The following is a 13,478-nucleotide window of genomic DNA, read 5'->3' on the forward strand; positions in this document are numbered from 1 at the left end:
GGGGGTGGCGGGGCCGCCGGATCACCTTCCTTCGTAGTGCGCCCGCACGCGCGCGTGCACGGTCCTCGGCGCGCCCACGCGGTCCAGCCCGAGCAGCGCCGCGCCCAGCACCGGGGCGGCCGTGACCACCCGGGGGACCGCCTTGGGCGCGGCCGCCGCCAGCCCCTCGCGGATCCGGCCGTCGAGCAGGGGGTGCCGGGCGGCGAGGACACCGCCGCCCAGGAGGACGGGCGTCTCCTCGCCGAGGAGGTCCAGGCGGGTCAGGGCCACCGTCGCCATGGCCACCACCTCCTCGGCCATGCGGCCCACCAGCGAGCGGGCCACCGGGTCGCCGGCGGTCGCCGTGGCGAACAGGACCGGGGTGAGCTCATGGCGGCGGACGGCCGGGATGCGCTCCAGGTGCAGGGCCTCGACCAGGGCGTACACGGAGTCCAGGCCGAAGTGCGCGGGCAGCGCGGCGGCGAGGGCCGTGGGACCGCCCCGGCCGTCCTCCGCGCGGGCGGCGTGCCACATCGCCTCCTCGGCCAGGCCCCAGCCGCCGCCCCAGTCGCCGGAGATGCGGCCGAGCGCCGGGAAGCGGGCGGTGCGGCCGTCGGGACGCATGCCGACGCAGTTCACGCCGGCGCCGCACACCACGGCCACGCCCCGCGGCTCGGCCACGCCGGCCCGCAGGATGGCGAAGGTGTCGTTGCGGACCTCGACGGTCTCGCCCCACGCGCGCGTGCGCAGCGCCGCCGCGAGCCCTTCCTCCTCGACGGGGAAGTCCGCGTTGGCCAGACACGCCGAGACATGGTCGACGGAGCCGACCCCCGCCTCGGCGAAGGCCCGCCGTACGACCTCCGCGAGGCCGTCGACCGCGACCCCCACGCCCACGGCGGGCGGCTGGAACCCGCCGCCGCGCGCCGTGCCCAGCACCTCCCCGTCCGGCGCGATCACGGCCACGTCGGTCTTGCTGTTGCCCGCGTCGACGGCGAGCACGCTACCGGGCCCGCCCGGCCTGCCCGGTCCGCCCGGCCCGCTGGTCCCGCCGGGCCCGCTGGGCTCGTTCGGTCCGCCGGGTCCGCCGGGTCCGCCGGGTCCGCCGGGTCCGCCCGGTCCGCCAGTCCCGGCGCCGGCGCGTACGCCGTCGGTCACGCCCACGCGAGGTGCTCCCGGTTGTGGGCGATCAGCCGGTCCGTGAGGTCCTCGGCGTACGCGTACTGCCCGATCAGGGGATGCGCGAGCAGTGCGCGGAACACCCGGTCCCGGCCGCCGCGCAGGGCCGCGTCCAGGGCCAGGTCCTCGTACGCGGTGACGTTCGCCATCAGGCCGGCGTACAGCGGGTCCACCGTCGGGACCGGCAGCGGCGCCGCCCCCTGACGGCCCACGGCGGCCTGCACCTCGATCACCGCGTCGGCGGGGAGGAAGGGGAGCGTGCCGCCGTTGAGGGTGTTCACCACCTGGTACGGGCTGCCCCCGTCGCCCAGCAGCGACGCGGCCAGGTCGACGGCCGCCTCCGAGTAGAACGCCCCGCCCCGCCTGCCGAGCAGCGCGGGCTTCTCGTCGAGCGAGGGGTCCGCGTACATCTCCAGCAACTCCCGCTCCATCGCGGCCACTTCGGCGGCCCGCGAGGGCTTGGTGCCCAGCTCCCGGACGACCTCGTCGTGGGCGTAGTAGTACCGCAGGTAGTAGGACGGGACCACGCCGAGGCGGTCCAGGACCGGGCGGGGCAGCCGCAGGTCGGCGGCGATGGTGTCGCCGTGGCCGGCCAGCAGCTTCGGCAGGACGTCCTCGCCCGAGGGGCCGCCGAGGCGGACCCCGGTCTCCCAGGTGAGATGGTTCAGGCCCACGTGGTCCAGGTGGACCTCGGCCGGGGCCACACCGAGATGCGCGGCGAACTTCCGTTGCAGGCCGATCGCCACGTTGCACAGGCCGACCGCCTTGTGGCCGGCCCGCAGCAGGGCGCGGGTCACGATCCCCACCGGGTTGGTGAAGTCGATGATCCAGGCGTCCGGGTTGGTCCGGCGGACCCGCTCGGCGATGTCCAGGACGACCGGGACCGTCCGCAGCGCCTTCGCCAGACCGCCGGCGCCGGTCGTCTCCTGCCCGACGCAGCCGCACTCCAGCGGCCAGGTCTCGTCCCGCTCGCGGGCGGCCTGGCCGCCGACGCGGAGCTGCAGGAGGACGGCGTCGGCGCCCTCGACGCCCCGGTCCAGGTCAGCGGTGGTGACGATCCGTCCGGGGTGCCCCTGGCGGGCGAAGATCCGGCGGGCCAGCCCGCCGACCAGCTCCAGCCGGTCGGCGGCCGGATCGACGAGCACCAGCTCCTCGATCGGCAGGGTGTTCCTGAGCCGGGCGAACCCGTCGACGAGTTCGGGTGTGTAGGTCGAGCCTCCGCCGACCACGGTGAGCTTCATAGTTGTATCAACCCTTAACTCCGGTCAGGGTGACGCCTTCGACGAACGCCTTCTGCGCGAAGAAGAACACGAGGATCACGGGGGCCATGACCAGCACGGTCGCGGCCATGGTCAGGTTCCAGTCGGTGTGGTGCGCGCCCTTGAAGGACTCCAGGCCGTAACTGAGCGTCCAGGCGGCCGGGTTCTCCGAGGCGTAGATCTGCGGGCCGAAGTAGTCGTTCCAGGCGTAGAAGAACTGGAAGAGCGCGACGGCCGCGATGCCCGGCTTCGCCATCGGCAGGACGACCCGCAGCAGGGTGCGCAGTTCGCCGCAGCCGTCGACCCGGGCCGCGTCCAGGTACTCGTCGGGGATGGTCGTCAGGAACTGGCGCAGCAGGAAGATCGAGAACGCGTCCCCGAACGCCATCGGGACGATCAACGGCCACAACGAGCCGGACAGGTCCATCTGCTTGGCCCAGAACAGGTACATCGGGATCACGACGACCTGCGGCGGCAGCATCATCATCGAGATGACCAGCATCAGCGCCAGATTGCGGCCCCGGAAGCGGAACTTGGCGAGGGCGTAGGCCACGGGGACGGACGACACGACGGTGAGGACCGTGCCGAGGCCGGCGTACAGGAGCGTGTTCTTCCACCAGGTCAGGAAGCCGGGGGTGTCCAGGACCTGGCGGTAGTTGCCCCATTCCCAGGTGTCCGGGACGAGGTCGCGGGTGAGTGTCTGCTGGTCGCCCATCAGCGAGGTCAGCACGACGAAGACGAAGGGCAGGGTGAAGAAGAGCGCGGCGGCCACGCCCAGCGAGTGGACGGCGATCCACTCCAGCAGCGCCCGCCGGCGGGCGGTCCGCTCGCTCGCCGTGGTGGCGGCCGGCGCCACGGGCCTGTCGCGTACATCGAGTACCTGGGTCATCGGTCACCCGCTCCGATCAGTCCGCCCCGGCGCCGCATCAGCAGCGCCGTGAACACCATCGACAGGGCGAACAGCACGAGGGCGACCACACAGGCGGAGCCGTAGTCGAAGCGCTGGAAGCCCAGGTTGTAGACGAGCTGCGGCAGCGTCAGCGTCGACTTGTCGGGGTAGCCGGGCTCGAACTGCTGCCCGGAGCCGCCGATGACGCCGGAGGCGACCTTTCCGGCCACCAGGGGCTGCGTGTAGTACTGCATGGTCTGGATCACGCCCGTGACCACGGCGAACATCACGATCGGCGAGATGGTCGGCAGGGTGACGAACCGGAACCGCTGCCAGGCCGACGCCCCGTCCAGCTCGGCCGCCTCGTACTGCTCCTTCGGCACGTCGAGCAGCGCGGCCATGAAGATGACCATCAGGTCGCCCACGCCCCACAGCGCGAGCGCGGTGAGCGCCGGCTTGGACCAGGCGGGGTCGGTGAACCAGCCGGGTGCCGGCAGGCCCAGCCCTTCGAGGACGGAGTTGACCGGCCCGGTCCCGGGGTTGAGGAGGAAGACGAAGGCCAGCGTCGCGGCGACCGGCGGCGCGAGGTACGGCAGGTAGAAGAGGGTCCGGAAGACGCCCGCGCCGGTCTTGATCTTGGTGATGAGCAGACCGACACCGAGCCCGAACAGCACCCGGCAGGTCACCATCACCAGGACCAGCCAGAGCGTGTTGCGCAGGGCCGGCCAGAACAGCGGGTAGTCCTCGAAGACGTAGGTCCAGTTGCCGAGGCCCCGGAAGACCGGCGTACCGAAGCCGTCGTACTTCATCAGCGAGAAGTACACGGTCGACACCAGCGGATAGGCGAAGAAGACGCCGAACCCGATCAGCCAGGGCGACAGGAAGGCCACCGTGCGGAGCGCCGACCGGCGGCGCTTCGAGCGGAGCGTGTGCGTGGACGCGAGAGCCGCACGCGGGGAGAGCGTGGACATCGGCGGGATCCCGTTCCCGTACCGCTACTTCGCCTGCGCGATGTCGGTGTCGATCTGCGCCGCGGTCTTCTCCAGCCCCCGGCGCAGATCCTTCACCTTGCCGGACTCGTACTGGTAGCCGAAGTCCTGGAGCGTCGTCTGGTACGTCGAGCCGTTGACGGAGGCCGGCGGGGTGTTCGAGTGCGGGTTCTGCGCGATGTCCAGGAACGTCTTGAAGCCCTCGTCCACCTTCAGGTCGGGCGACTTCAGGGCGGCGAACGTGGACGGCACGTTGTGGATGGCGTTGGCGAAGGAGACGACGGCCTCGGTGTCGGTCGTCAGGTACTTCACCAGTTCCCAGGCCGCGTTCTGCTTCCGGCTCTGCGGGGCGATGCCGATGACCGTGCCGGAGAGGAAGCCCTTGCCGTACTCGTCGACCTCGTCGTCGGCAACGGGCATCGGCGCGGTGCCGATCTCGAAGTCGGTCCCCGCTTCCCGCGCCATCCCCAGCCGCCACTCGCCGTCCAGTTGCATGGCCACCTGGCCGGTCTCGAAGGGGTGCTTGGCGCCCCACTCGTCACCGAAGGTGTTCCGGTACTTCTCCAGCTTCGCGAAGCCGCCGAGCGAGTCCACCAGCTTCTTCTGGTAGGTGAACATCTCCGCGAACGCCGGGTCCTCGGCGATGTTCGACTTGCCCTCGGCGTCGAAGTAGGAGTGGTCCCACTGCGCCATGTAGTGGTCCACGACCGTCTCGTAGCCGTGGTAGTTCGGCATGAACCCGAGCTGCGCGTAGCCGTCGCCCTTGCTCTTCGTCAGCTTCTTGGCGTCCACGGCGAACTCCGACCACGTCTTCGGCGGGGACGTGATGCCCGCCTTCCGATACGCGTCCTTGTTGTAGTACAGCCCGTACGCGTCGCCCAGCAGCGGCAGCGCGCACCGGGTGCCCTCGAACTGCGTGTAGTCCAGCATCGGCTTCGGGATGATCTTGTCGAGGTCGAGCTTCGACTTCGTGATGAAGGGCCCCAGATCGGCGAAGGCCCCGGAGGAGCAGAACTTGCCGATGTTGGACGTGGTGAACGAGGACACGACGTCCGGCCCCTTCGAACCGCCCGCCCGCAGCGCCTGGTTGAGCTTGTCGTCGTTGATGTTCCCGACGACCTTCACCGTGATGTTCGGGTGTTTCTTCTCGAACCGGTCCACGTTCGCCTGGATCGCCTTCACCTCGCCGGGCGCGCTCCACCCGTGCCAGAAGGTGATGGTCGTCCGGGCGTTCGGGTCGTCGGAGGAGGTGGTGTCGGCCTGACCGGTGCAGGCGGTGGCGAGGAGGGCGAGGGAGGCGGTGGCGGCGAGAGCGATCGCCGCGTTCTTGGATATTTTGGACATGGAGGGGTCTCCTGAGGGAGGGGAGGGGTGATCGGGAAGGACGGGGGCGCGCCCGGGAACCTCAGAGGCGCGAGACCGTGGCGATGTGCGGCTCCGCCGCGTGGGCGCGACCGGCCGCGACGGGCGGTTTTCGAACGACCTGAAACGCGGCCGAACTCAGCGGAGCGCCAACGTGTCGAAGACCTCGTCACGCGTCGTCGCGAGCGCACTCTCCAACGCCCCCCGCAGCACGGGGTGTTCGAGTACGTCGCCGAGAACCAGCCGCGGCCGGGAAGCGGCCAGTTCGCCCAGCTCGGCCGCCACGAGAGCCCGCAGAGGCTCCCCGCCGGAGGCCAGCGCCGAGCCGCTGAGGACGATGAGTTCGGGATCGAGTACGGACACGAGCGCGGCCAGTCCGGTGGCGACGGCGGTGGCGTACGTGGCCAGAAGTCGCCGGTGCGGACCGGAGTCGACCGCGGCGGCCCGCGCCACGAGGGCGGCGGCGACCTCGGTGTACGGGCCGTCGGGAATGTCGGTGATGCCCAGCTCACGGGCGAGCCGGGGGATGACCTGCGAACCGGCGAGCTCCTGGAAACCCCCGCTGTTCGCTTTGGTCACCTGGCGCACCAGCGGCACCCCCGGGACCGGCAGGAAACCGACCTCGCCGGCGCCCCCGGTGAACCCCCGGTGCAGCCGTCCGCCCAGCACCACGGCCGCGCCGAGACCGCCCTCGTTCCACAGCAGGACGAAGTCCTCGTGGCCCCTGGCCGCGCCCAGCCGTTGTTCGGCGAGGGCGGCGAGGTTCACGTCGTTCTCGTACTCCACCGGCATCGGCAGCGCGGCGGCGAGTTCGTCGAGGAGGGTGGGGGAGTGCCAGCCGGGCAGGTGCGAGGCGTACCGCAGCCGCCCGGTGCCCGGGTCGAAGGCGCCGGGTGTGCCGATGACCAGCCGGCGCACGTCCGCCCGGACGAGCCCGGCGGCCTTGACCGCCCCGTCGAGGGCGGTCGTGACCTGGCGTACGACGGGTTCGGCGGGACGCCGTCCGGGGGTGGGGACGGCGAACTCGCCGACCGTGCGGCCGGTGATGTCGGCGACGGCGGCCAGGACGCGTTCGGGGGTGACGTCCAGGCCCGCGGCGTACGCGGCGGTCGGGTCGACCGCGTAGAGCTGGGCGTTGGGGCCGGGCCGTGCCGTGCCCGTGCCCGGACCGCCGGTGCCGGACCCTTCCGTGCCGGTGCCCGTGGCGATCACGAGTCCGGCGGCTTCGAGGCGGGCCAGCAGCTGGGAGGCGGTCGGCTTGGACAGTCCCGTCAGCTTGCCGAGCCGGGTCCGGGAGAGCGGGCCGTGCTCCAGCAGCAGATCGAGTGCGGCACGGTCGTTCATGGCGCGCAGTACGCGGGGTGTTCCTGCCATGGTCCGCCACCTGCCAACTGTTAGGAAAGTTTCCTGTCGGATGTCCAGGACGATAGGACTAGACCAGGTGGGCGTCAATATCCGGCCAGTAAAAACCGCCCCCGGGCAACGGAGTCGTTACCCGGGGGCGGTGGTGTCGGCGGCGCGCGAGGCGGTGCGGTCGCACCTCACCTCACGCGCGTCACCTCACTTCACTTCACTTCACTTCACGTCGACGAAGTCCCCCGCGGACTTCACGGCCGCTGTGGTCGACGTGCCCGCGAACACGTAGCGGTAGGTGCCGTCCTTCGACGCCGTCACCGTGGTCGACAGGGCGCCGGTGGTGCCGGAGGTCACCGTCTTCACGTCCGTGTACGCGGTGGCGCCCTTGGCCTTGAACTGCAGGGCCACCTTCTGGCCCTTGTAGCCCGCGTAGCGGCCGGTGTTCCAGTCGGCGCGGGTGAGCGTGCCCTTGACGGTCAGGGTCTTGCCCTTGACGGCCGGCTCGGGGGTGGCGTTGACGGTGGCCTTGGCGAGCCGCTGGAGCTTGGCGGTGCCGAGGTTGCCCCAGATGTCGCTCCCGAGGTGGAAGCTGATGTGGTCGTCGGAGTCGTCCTCGTCGATGGCCTGCTCGCTGTAGAAGGCGGCCGCCTTCCAGGTGGTGGCGTCCGCGCCCTCGAAGAGGCTGTCCCGAGGATCGATGGTGAGCTTCGTGGTGCAGGACTCGGTCACCGTGGTGTCGGTCGTCGCCGTCGGGGTGCAGACGGGCTGCTTGGGCGGGCTCTCGATGGCGTTGTCGGGCTCCGCGAGCCTGCCTCGGTAGAGGGCGACGCCCAGGAAGTTGTTCTTGTAGTCGACCTTGAAAGCGGTCGGCCGGGTGAGGCTGTACGTGACCGGAACGGTCACCTCGGCCTTGGTGCCGATGACGATCGGCTTGCCGTTGTTGACGGTGACAGCGCCGAAGGTCAGGTCGGGCGAGTCGGCCAGCGCGGCGGGCGAGGCCAGGCCGGTGAGAGCCAGGGCGCCGGACACGGCGGCGCCTATGGCGAGCTTGCGCATGAGTCCCCACATTCGAGACGGGCCCCTGGGCGTTGCGCTCCAGAACAAGGGCCGCCTGTGGAAGTGACACTAGGCGATCACCTGTGCGAGGGGAATGCGGGGTACCTGTGGAGACGGTAACGAAACCGCAGGTCAACCGGATGTTGGCGTTCCGGGTGCCTCGCGGGAAGAGGCACCCGGCCATGCAAAAACCCGGACCGTCAGGCGGAGATGCCGTCGATCCGGGCCATCGCGTCGTCCGCGCCGAACGGCTGCAGGTAGGGCAGCCAGCGCGGGTCCCTATGCCCGGTGCCGATGATGCGCCAGGCCAACCCGGACGGCGGAGCGGGTGCGTGGCGGAGCCGCCAGCCGATCTCGACGAGATGACGGTCGGCCTTGACGTGGTTGCAGCGGCGGCACGACGCGACGACGTTGTCCCAGACGTGCTTGCCCCCGCGACTGCGCGGGATGACGTGGTCGACGCTGGTTGCGACGCCACCGCAGTACATGCACCGGCCCCCGTCACGGGCGAACAGCGCCCGACGGGTCAGAGGAACGGGCCCCCGATAGGGAACCCGGACGAATCGCTTGAGCCGGACCACGCTGGGTGCGGGGACTGTGACGGTCGCGCTGTGCAGATAGGCGCCGGATTCCTCCAGGGAGACCGCCTTGTTCTCCAGGACGAGGACGAGCGCGCGGCGGAGCGGTACGACACCGAGCGGCTCGTACGACGCGTTGAGGACCAGGACGTGCGGCACGGATGCCTCCTTGTACGCCGGCGGCGCGTGGCTCGCGCCGTGGACGATCCGTAGTCAGTCTCCCCTCATGCCTGGTGGAAGCGCCACCATGTCCCGGTAACGGGCTGGGAGTGTTTTCGACCACACCTTGATTCATCCCCCGTCGAGTGCGCCCTTCACTCCCTGGTGAGCGCCTTGTCTCCCTCGAACATGGCGACGACCTCCACACAATGCCCCGTTAGTGTGGTGGGCCTGCCCGTCCGGTGACCCATCCGTGACCTGACGGATCTTGACCGCCGTACCGGAGGGCAGATAGAGCACCTGGAGGTATCCCGCCGTGTCGTCCGTTTCTTCCCTGCCCCTCCTACTGGCCGCCGCCACGCCGACGCCGTCCCCCTCGGAGACGTCGACGACCCCCGCGGTGCCGTCGCTGGAGGACGCCCAGGAGAGCGCGACCAACGCCGCCAGCTGGGTGGAGGAGAACTGGTCCACATGGCTGGCGATCGGTCTCCGCGTCCTGCTGATCGTGGTGATCGCGGCGGTGCTGAGAGTGTTCGTCCGGCGGGCGATCACCAAGCTCATAGACCGGATGAACCGCTCCGTGCCGGGCGTCGAGGGCGGCACCCTCGGCGGGCTGCTGGTCAACGTGGAGCGCCGCCGCCAGCGCTCTCAGGCCATCGGCTCGGTGCTGCGCTCGGTGGCGTCCTTCCTCATCCTCGGCACCGCCGCGCTGATGGTCCTCGCCACCTTCGAGATCAACCTCGCGCCCCTGCTGGCCTCCGCCGGTGTCGCGGGCGTCGCCATCGGTTTCGGCGCCCGGAACCTGGTCACGGACTTCCTCTCCGGCGTCTTCATGATCCTTGAGGACCAGTACGGCGTCGGTGACACCGTCGACGCGGGCGTCGCCTCCGGCGAGGTCATCGAGGTCGGCCTGCGCGTCACCAAGCTGCGTGGCGACAACGGCGAGATCTGGTACGTCCGCAACGGCGAGGTCAAGCGCATCGGCAACCTCTCCCAGGGCTGGGCCACGGCCGGCGTCGACGTCATCGTCCGTTACGACGAGGATCTCGACAAGGTCCGCCGCACTCTCCTGGAGGTCGGCGAGGCGATGAGCAAGGAGGACCCCTGGAACGAGCTTCTGTGGGGCCCCATCGAGGTTCTCGGCCTCGACGACGTGCTCCTGGAGTCGATGGTCGTCCGCGTCTCCGCCAAGACGATGCCCGGCAAGGCTCTCACCGTCGAGCGTGAGCTTCGCTGGCGCATCAAGAAGGCCTTCGACGCCGCCGACATCCCCATCGTCGGCGGCACCCAGGCCCTCGCCGCCGACAACCCGGACGCCGACCCGACGGCCGGCGTGTCGGCCCCGTCCGTCTACTCCAGCACGACATCGCCCCAGTCGGAGCGGGCCACCCCGATCGCGCCTTCGGGGGTGCCGAAGTAGCGCACGCCCCTCGCGGCGGCCCAGGAGCACCCCCGTGTCCCCTGGGTCGCCGCGTCTTCGGGCCCTACGTGTACCGCAGCTCCGCGGGCCGGATCGTGCGGCGCAGCAGCGGCAGGGACGTGGCGGCCGCGAGGAGGCAGGCGCCGTATGCCGCGACAGGGACCAGGAGCGAGCCGTAGGGGATCCACGGGGTGCCGCTCAGGGCCGTGGAATACGTGGCGGCGAACGCCGTACCGCACAGGCCCGCGACGAGCACCGACGGCGCCAGGGGCAGGGCCGTCTCCAGCAGCAGCGCACGACGCAGCACCTCGTACGGCACCCCCGTGGCGACCTGGGCCGCCAGGCCCCGGCGGCGGGTCGCGAGGGACTCGGCGGTGCCGACGGCCAGCCCGAAGAGGGTGATGGCGAAGCCGATGAGGATCGCGGCGGCGGAGAGGTTCAGGCCGGTGGTGTAGAAGTCGGCCCTGTCCCTCAGGTAGTCGTACTTGTCGATGCTCGCGAGCAGCGCATGTCGAATGCCCATGAATCCGCTGCCGACCACGGTCCCCATCACCACCGCCGCGTGGGTGCGCGCCGCGGACCACGGGTCGTCGCGCAGCCGCTCGGCGGCGATCAGCACGGCGGGTGTCTCGGCGCGCGCGGCGAGCAGCCGGCCGGTGAACTTCGAGACCGCACCCGAGAGCCACACCGCGCCCGCGCCCGCGGCGAGCAACGCGCCGGAGAGCGTCAACGGCGCTTGAACGGGTGAGATGTCCGGCATGTCGCGGCTGGTGTTGGCGACGAAGAGCAGTGCCCCGAGCGCCACCAGCGCGACCGCGCCCAGGAACACCCGTCCGGGCCCACGGCCCGTGCTCGGCCGCACCCGGCGCACCCAGCCCAGCGGAGAGGCCACCACGTGGCGCAGCGCCAGCGCACTCGCGACCGCGCCCAGCACCGGTACCCCCAGCGCCACCAGGGCGATGCCGACCCAGGCCAGGGCGGGCGGGGTCCACGTGCTCAGCAGGAGCAGCACGAAGAAGACCGTGACGACCAGGGAGCCGACCAGACCGGCCGCCGCCGTCTCCAGCGCGGCGATCCTGCGTACCTGGGTCACCGATGCCCCGGCCAGCCGCAGCCCGGCCAGCCGTCGATCACGCTGCACGGCACCGACACGCGTGCACTGCGCGAGGAGCCCGAGCACCGGGATCAGCAGGAGCAGCAGGGTGACGATCACCCCGGAGCGCTCACCGGGGTGATTGAGCAGACCGTTGCCGAACTGCACGCTGTACTGGCCCTCCAGCGAGGCCAGTGCGGCCGCCGCCATGCCGAAGCCGGTGGCCAGGGCCGCTCCGAGGGCCGTCAGCAGCACCCGCCACCGCTCGCGACGGTCGGAGCCCCGGGTCAGCAGGACGGTCAGCCGAAGATCGTTCGCCAGCGCCTTCACCGGTTCACCTCCAGTGCCGCGCCGGCGTCCGACACCACGACCCCGTCCTCCAGCACGACCTCGCGGTCCGCGTACGCCGCGGTCTGCGCGTCGTGGGTGATCAGCAGCACCGCCGTACCCGACTCCCGGGCCGCGTGCGTCAGCGACGCCATCACCTGCTCGCTCGCCAGTGAGTCCAGCGCCCCGGTCGGCTCGTCCGCGAACACCACCTGCGGTGCGGTCACCAGGGCCCGGGCCAGCGACACCCGCTGTGCCTGACCGCCACTCATCTCGCCGGGCCGCTGCTCCCCCTGCCCGCGCACCCCGAACCGCTCCAGCCACTCCCCGGCCCGCTCCCGCGCCGCCTGCCGGGCCGTGCCGGCCAGCAGCAGCGGCAGCGCGACGTTGTCGACGGCCGTCAGCTCGGGTATCAGCTGCCCGAACTGGAAGACGACTCCGAAGTCCGTCCGGCGCAGTTCGCTCAGCTCCTTCTCCGGGAGCCGGTCGAGCCGCTTTCCGGCGTAGGCCACCGAACCCTCGTCCGGCCGGAGGATGCCCGCGAGGCAGTGCAGCAACGTGGACTTGCCGCTGCCGCTGGCCCCGGTGACGGCGAGGATCTCTCCCTCGCGCAGTTCCACGGAGGCGCCGCGCAGCGCCTCGGTCCTGCCGTGGCGCTTGACGAGGCCGCGGGCCGCGAGCAGCGGACCGGGGCCGGGGTCCCCGTGGGGGGTGTGCTCGTTCATGCTGCGTCGACCTCCGCGGTCAGGGTGGTCAGCCGGGCCGCGGTGGTGTTCATCCAGCGGAGATCGGCGTCGAGATGGTTGAGGGCGTAGTCCGCCGCGAGCACCGTCGAGAGATCGGCTCCCGGCGCGGTCTTCACGGCGGTCAGTTCCCGCATCCGTGTCATGTGCGCGGTGCGCTGCGCCCGCAGGTAGGCGGCGGGATCACCGTCGGCGAGGATCGAGACGACGAGCTTGGCGAAGATCTCGTTCGTCACGAACGGCGCGGGCGCGGTGATCTGCCCGGCCCACTCGGTCAGTTCGCGGGCGCCCTTGTCCGTCGAGCGGTACATCGTCCGCTCCGGACCGCTGTCCGCCTCGGTGCCGTCGACCTCGGCGAGTCCGTCGCGGACCAGCCGCTGCAGGGTCGTGTAGACCTGGCCGTAGGCCAGCGGGCGGGCCTGCGGGAAGCGTTCGTCGTGCCGTCGCTTGAGGTCGTAGCCATGGCTCGGCCCCCCGGCGAGCAGGCCCAACAGGATGTGGCGGGTGCTCATGGTGATCAGTATGCACTGAGTATATGTATCGAGTGAATAGCTGGCTGGGGTGATTCTCCGAGACCTGGCGTGAGACCCGCTCCGGGGGCCGGTGCGAGGTCCCGGCCGGATCCGGTGCCAGAGCCGATTCGGGGCCGGTGCGAGAGCCGATTCGGCACCCGAACGGAGCGGCGACGGCCCCATGCCGGAGGAGCCGGTACCCCTGGTGCGGGAGTGACCAACACCACGATGTCGCTCCAGCCACGTCTGCGGCGGCGCGCGCTGGGTAGGGCTGGAGTACCCCGGACCCGCACCCCACCGTCGTACGACGACAAGGAGAACCCCGTGGCCGCACCGGCTCACCTTCCGGCCCCCGCCCGTTCCAAACGCACGCCGGAGCCCTTCGAGCTCCACGAACCCCCTGTCTGTGTGTTCAGCGCCGAGGGCCCCTGCGCCGACGTCCCGCTCACCAGTGAGCCCCCGCTCCCGGACGCGGAACCCCTCACCAGCGAGCCGCCTCTCACCGACGCGGCCCCCCTCACCAGTGAACCCACGTCCCACGGCGCCGCATCGGGGGTCTAGATGCACGAAGACCCAGGGG

Annotated in this window: 13 protein-coding genes; 2 read left to right on the plus strand and 11 right to left on the minus strand. The window is 71.2% G+C overall.

Features of this window, described 5'->3' with window-relative positions:
* Positions 1–21: 21 nt before the first annotated feature.
* The 8 genes from ACZ6BB_RS08030 to ACZ6BB_RS08065 all read right to left on the minus strand — a co-directional run bounded on the left by ACZ6BB_RS08030 (position 22) and on the right by ACZ6BB_RS08065 (position 8,803).
* Positions 22–978 carry an N-acetylglucosamine kinase gene (locus ACZ6BB_RS08030; RefSeq protein WP_471614451.1) on the minus strand — a complete coding sequence of 319 codons (957 nt, stop codon included), beginning with the start codon at positions 976–978 and terminating at the stop codon, positions 22–24.
* A gap of 152 nt (positions 979–1,130) precedes the next feature.
* Positions 1,131–2,396, minus strand: a complete 1,266-nt coding sequence (locus ACZ6BB_RS08035) for a 6-phospho-beta-glucosidase (RefSeq protein ID WP_471614452.1) — start codon at positions 2,394–2,396, stop codon at positions 1,131–1,133.
* 7 nt (positions 2,397–2,403) lie between these two features.
* The gene (locus ACZ6BB_RS08040; RefSeq protein ID WP_471614453.1) at positions 2,404–3,303 is read right to left on the minus strand and encodes a carbohydrate ABC transporter permease; all 900 of its coding nucleotides are present in this window, start codon (positions 3,301–3,303) and stop codon (positions 2,404–2,406) included.
* A complete protein-coding gene (locus ACZ6BB_RS08045) occupies positions 3,300–4,274 on the minus strand; it encodes a carbohydrate ABC transporter permease (RefSeq protein WP_471614454.1) in 975 nt (324 codons plus the stop codon). The genes ACZ6BB_RS08040 and ACZ6BB_RS08045 overlap by 4 nt, the downstream gene beginning before the upstream one ends.
* A 24-nt stretch (positions 4,275–4,298) precedes the next feature.
* On the minus strand, positions 4,299–5,636 hold the full coding sequence (locus ACZ6BB_RS08050) for an ABC transporter substrate-binding protein (RefSeq protein WP_471614455.1): 1,338 nt from the start codon (positions 5,634–5,636) through the stop codon (positions 4,299–4,301).
* A 156-nt stretch (positions 5,637–5,792) separates the two neighbouring features.
* On the minus strand, positions 5,793–7,028 hold the full coding sequence (locus ACZ6BB_RS08055; protein WP_471614456.1) for an ROK family transcriptional regulator: 1,236 nt from the start codon (positions 7,026–7,028) through the stop codon (positions 5,793–5,795).
* Between the two features lie 201 nt (positions 7,029–7,229).
* The gene (locus ACZ6BB_RS08060) at positions 7,230–8,066 is read right to left on the minus strand and encodes a hypothetical protein (RefSeq protein ID WP_471614457.1); all 837 of its coding nucleotides are present in this window, start codon (positions 8,064–8,066) and stop codon (positions 7,230–7,232) included.
* A 200-nt stretch (positions 8,067–8,266) separates the two neighbouring features.
* Entirely contained in the window at positions 8,267–8,803 is a 537-nt protein-coding gene (locus ACZ6BB_RS08065; RefSeq protein ID WP_013003534.1) for an HNH endonuclease, read from the minus strand.
* A 316-nt stretch (positions 8,804–9,119) separates the two neighbouring features.
* On the opposite strand from ACZ6BB_RS08065, the gene ACZ6BB_RS08070 reads away from it, so the two are divergent.
* Entirely contained in the window at positions 9,120–10,223 is a 1,104-nt protein-coding gene (locus ACZ6BB_RS08070) for a mechanosensitive ion channel family protein (RefSeq protein WP_471614458.1), read from the plus strand.
* Between the two features lie 64 nt (positions 10,224–10,287).
* Here the strand turns inward: ACZ6BB_RS08070 and ACZ6BB_RS08075 are convergent, their stop codons facing one another.
* Genes ACZ6BB_RS08075 through ACZ6BB_RS08085 form a run of 3 tightly spaced genes read right to left on the minus strand, consistent with a single transcriptional unit; the run spans position 10,288 to position 12,898 of the window.
* The gene (locus tag ACZ6BB_RS08075) at positions 10,288–11,646 is read right to left on the minus strand and encodes an ABC transporter permease (protein ID WP_471614459.1); all 1,359 of its coding nucleotides are present in this window, start codon (positions 11,644–11,646) and stop codon (positions 10,288–10,290) included.
* The gene (locus ACZ6BB_RS08080; RefSeq protein WP_471614460.1) at positions 11,643–12,368 is read right to left on the minus strand and encodes an ABC transporter ATP-binding protein; all 726 of its coding nucleotides are present in this window, start codon (positions 12,366–12,368) and stop codon (positions 11,643–11,645) included. Before ACZ6BB_RS08080 ends, ACZ6BB_RS08075 begins: the two co-directional genes overlap by 4 nt.
* Positions 12,365–12,898, minus strand: a complete 534-nt coding sequence (locus ACZ6BB_RS08085; protein ID WP_471614461.1) for a PadR family transcriptional regulator — start codon at positions 12,896–12,898, stop codon at positions 12,365–12,367. Before ACZ6BB_RS08085 ends, ACZ6BB_RS08080 begins: the two co-directional genes overlap by 4 nt.
* Positions 12,899–13,222: 324 nt before the next feature.
* Between ACZ6BB_RS08085 and ACZ6BB_RS08090 the strand changes: the two genes are divergently transcribed.
* Complete coding sequence (locus ACZ6BB_RS08090; protein WP_471614462.1) at positions 13,223–13,459, plus strand: hypothetical protein; 237 nt, start codon at positions 13,223–13,225, stop codon at positions 13,457–13,459.
* Positions 13,460–13,478 lie beyond the last annotated feature (19 nt).

Source organism: Streptomyces sp. NPDC041108, from assembly GCF_055592645.1.

Bases quoted from the DNA above. Each gene is read 5' to 3' on its own strand.
- ACZ6BB_RS08035 (WP_471614452.1), bottom strand. From the start codon at position 2,396: ATGAAGCTCACCGTGGTCGGCGGAGGCTCGACCTACACACCCGAACTC.
- ACZ6BB_RS08040 (WP_471614453.1), bottom strand. From the start codon at position 3,303: ATGACCCAGGTACTCGATGTACGCGACAGGCCCGTGGCGCCGGCCGCC.
- ACZ6BB_RS08045 (WP_471614454.1), bottom strand. From the start codon at position 4,274: ATGTCCACGCTCTCCCCGCGTGCGGCTCTCGCGTCCACGCACACGCTC.
- ACZ6BB_RS08050 (WP_471614455.1), bottom strand. From the start codon at position 5,636: ATGTCCAAAATATCCAAGAACGCGGCGATCGCTCTCGCCGCCACCGCC.
- ACZ6BB_RS08055 (WP_471614456.1), bottom strand. From the start codon at position 7,028: ATGGCAGGAACACCCCGCGTACTGCGCGCCATGAACGACCGTGCCGCA.
- ACZ6BB_RS08060 (WP_471614457.1), bottom strand. From the start codon at position 8,066: ATGCGCAAGCTCGCCATAGGCGCCGCCGTGTCCGGCGCCCTGGCTCTC.
- ACZ6BB_RS08080 (WP_471614460.1), bottom strand. From the start codon at position 12,368: ATGAACGAGCACACCCCCCACGGGGACCCCGGCCCCGGTCCGCTGCTC.
- ACZ6BB_RS08085 (WP_471614461.1), bottom strand. From the start codon at position 12,898: ATGAGCACCCGCCACATCCTGTTGGGCCTGCTCGCCGGGGGGCCGAGC.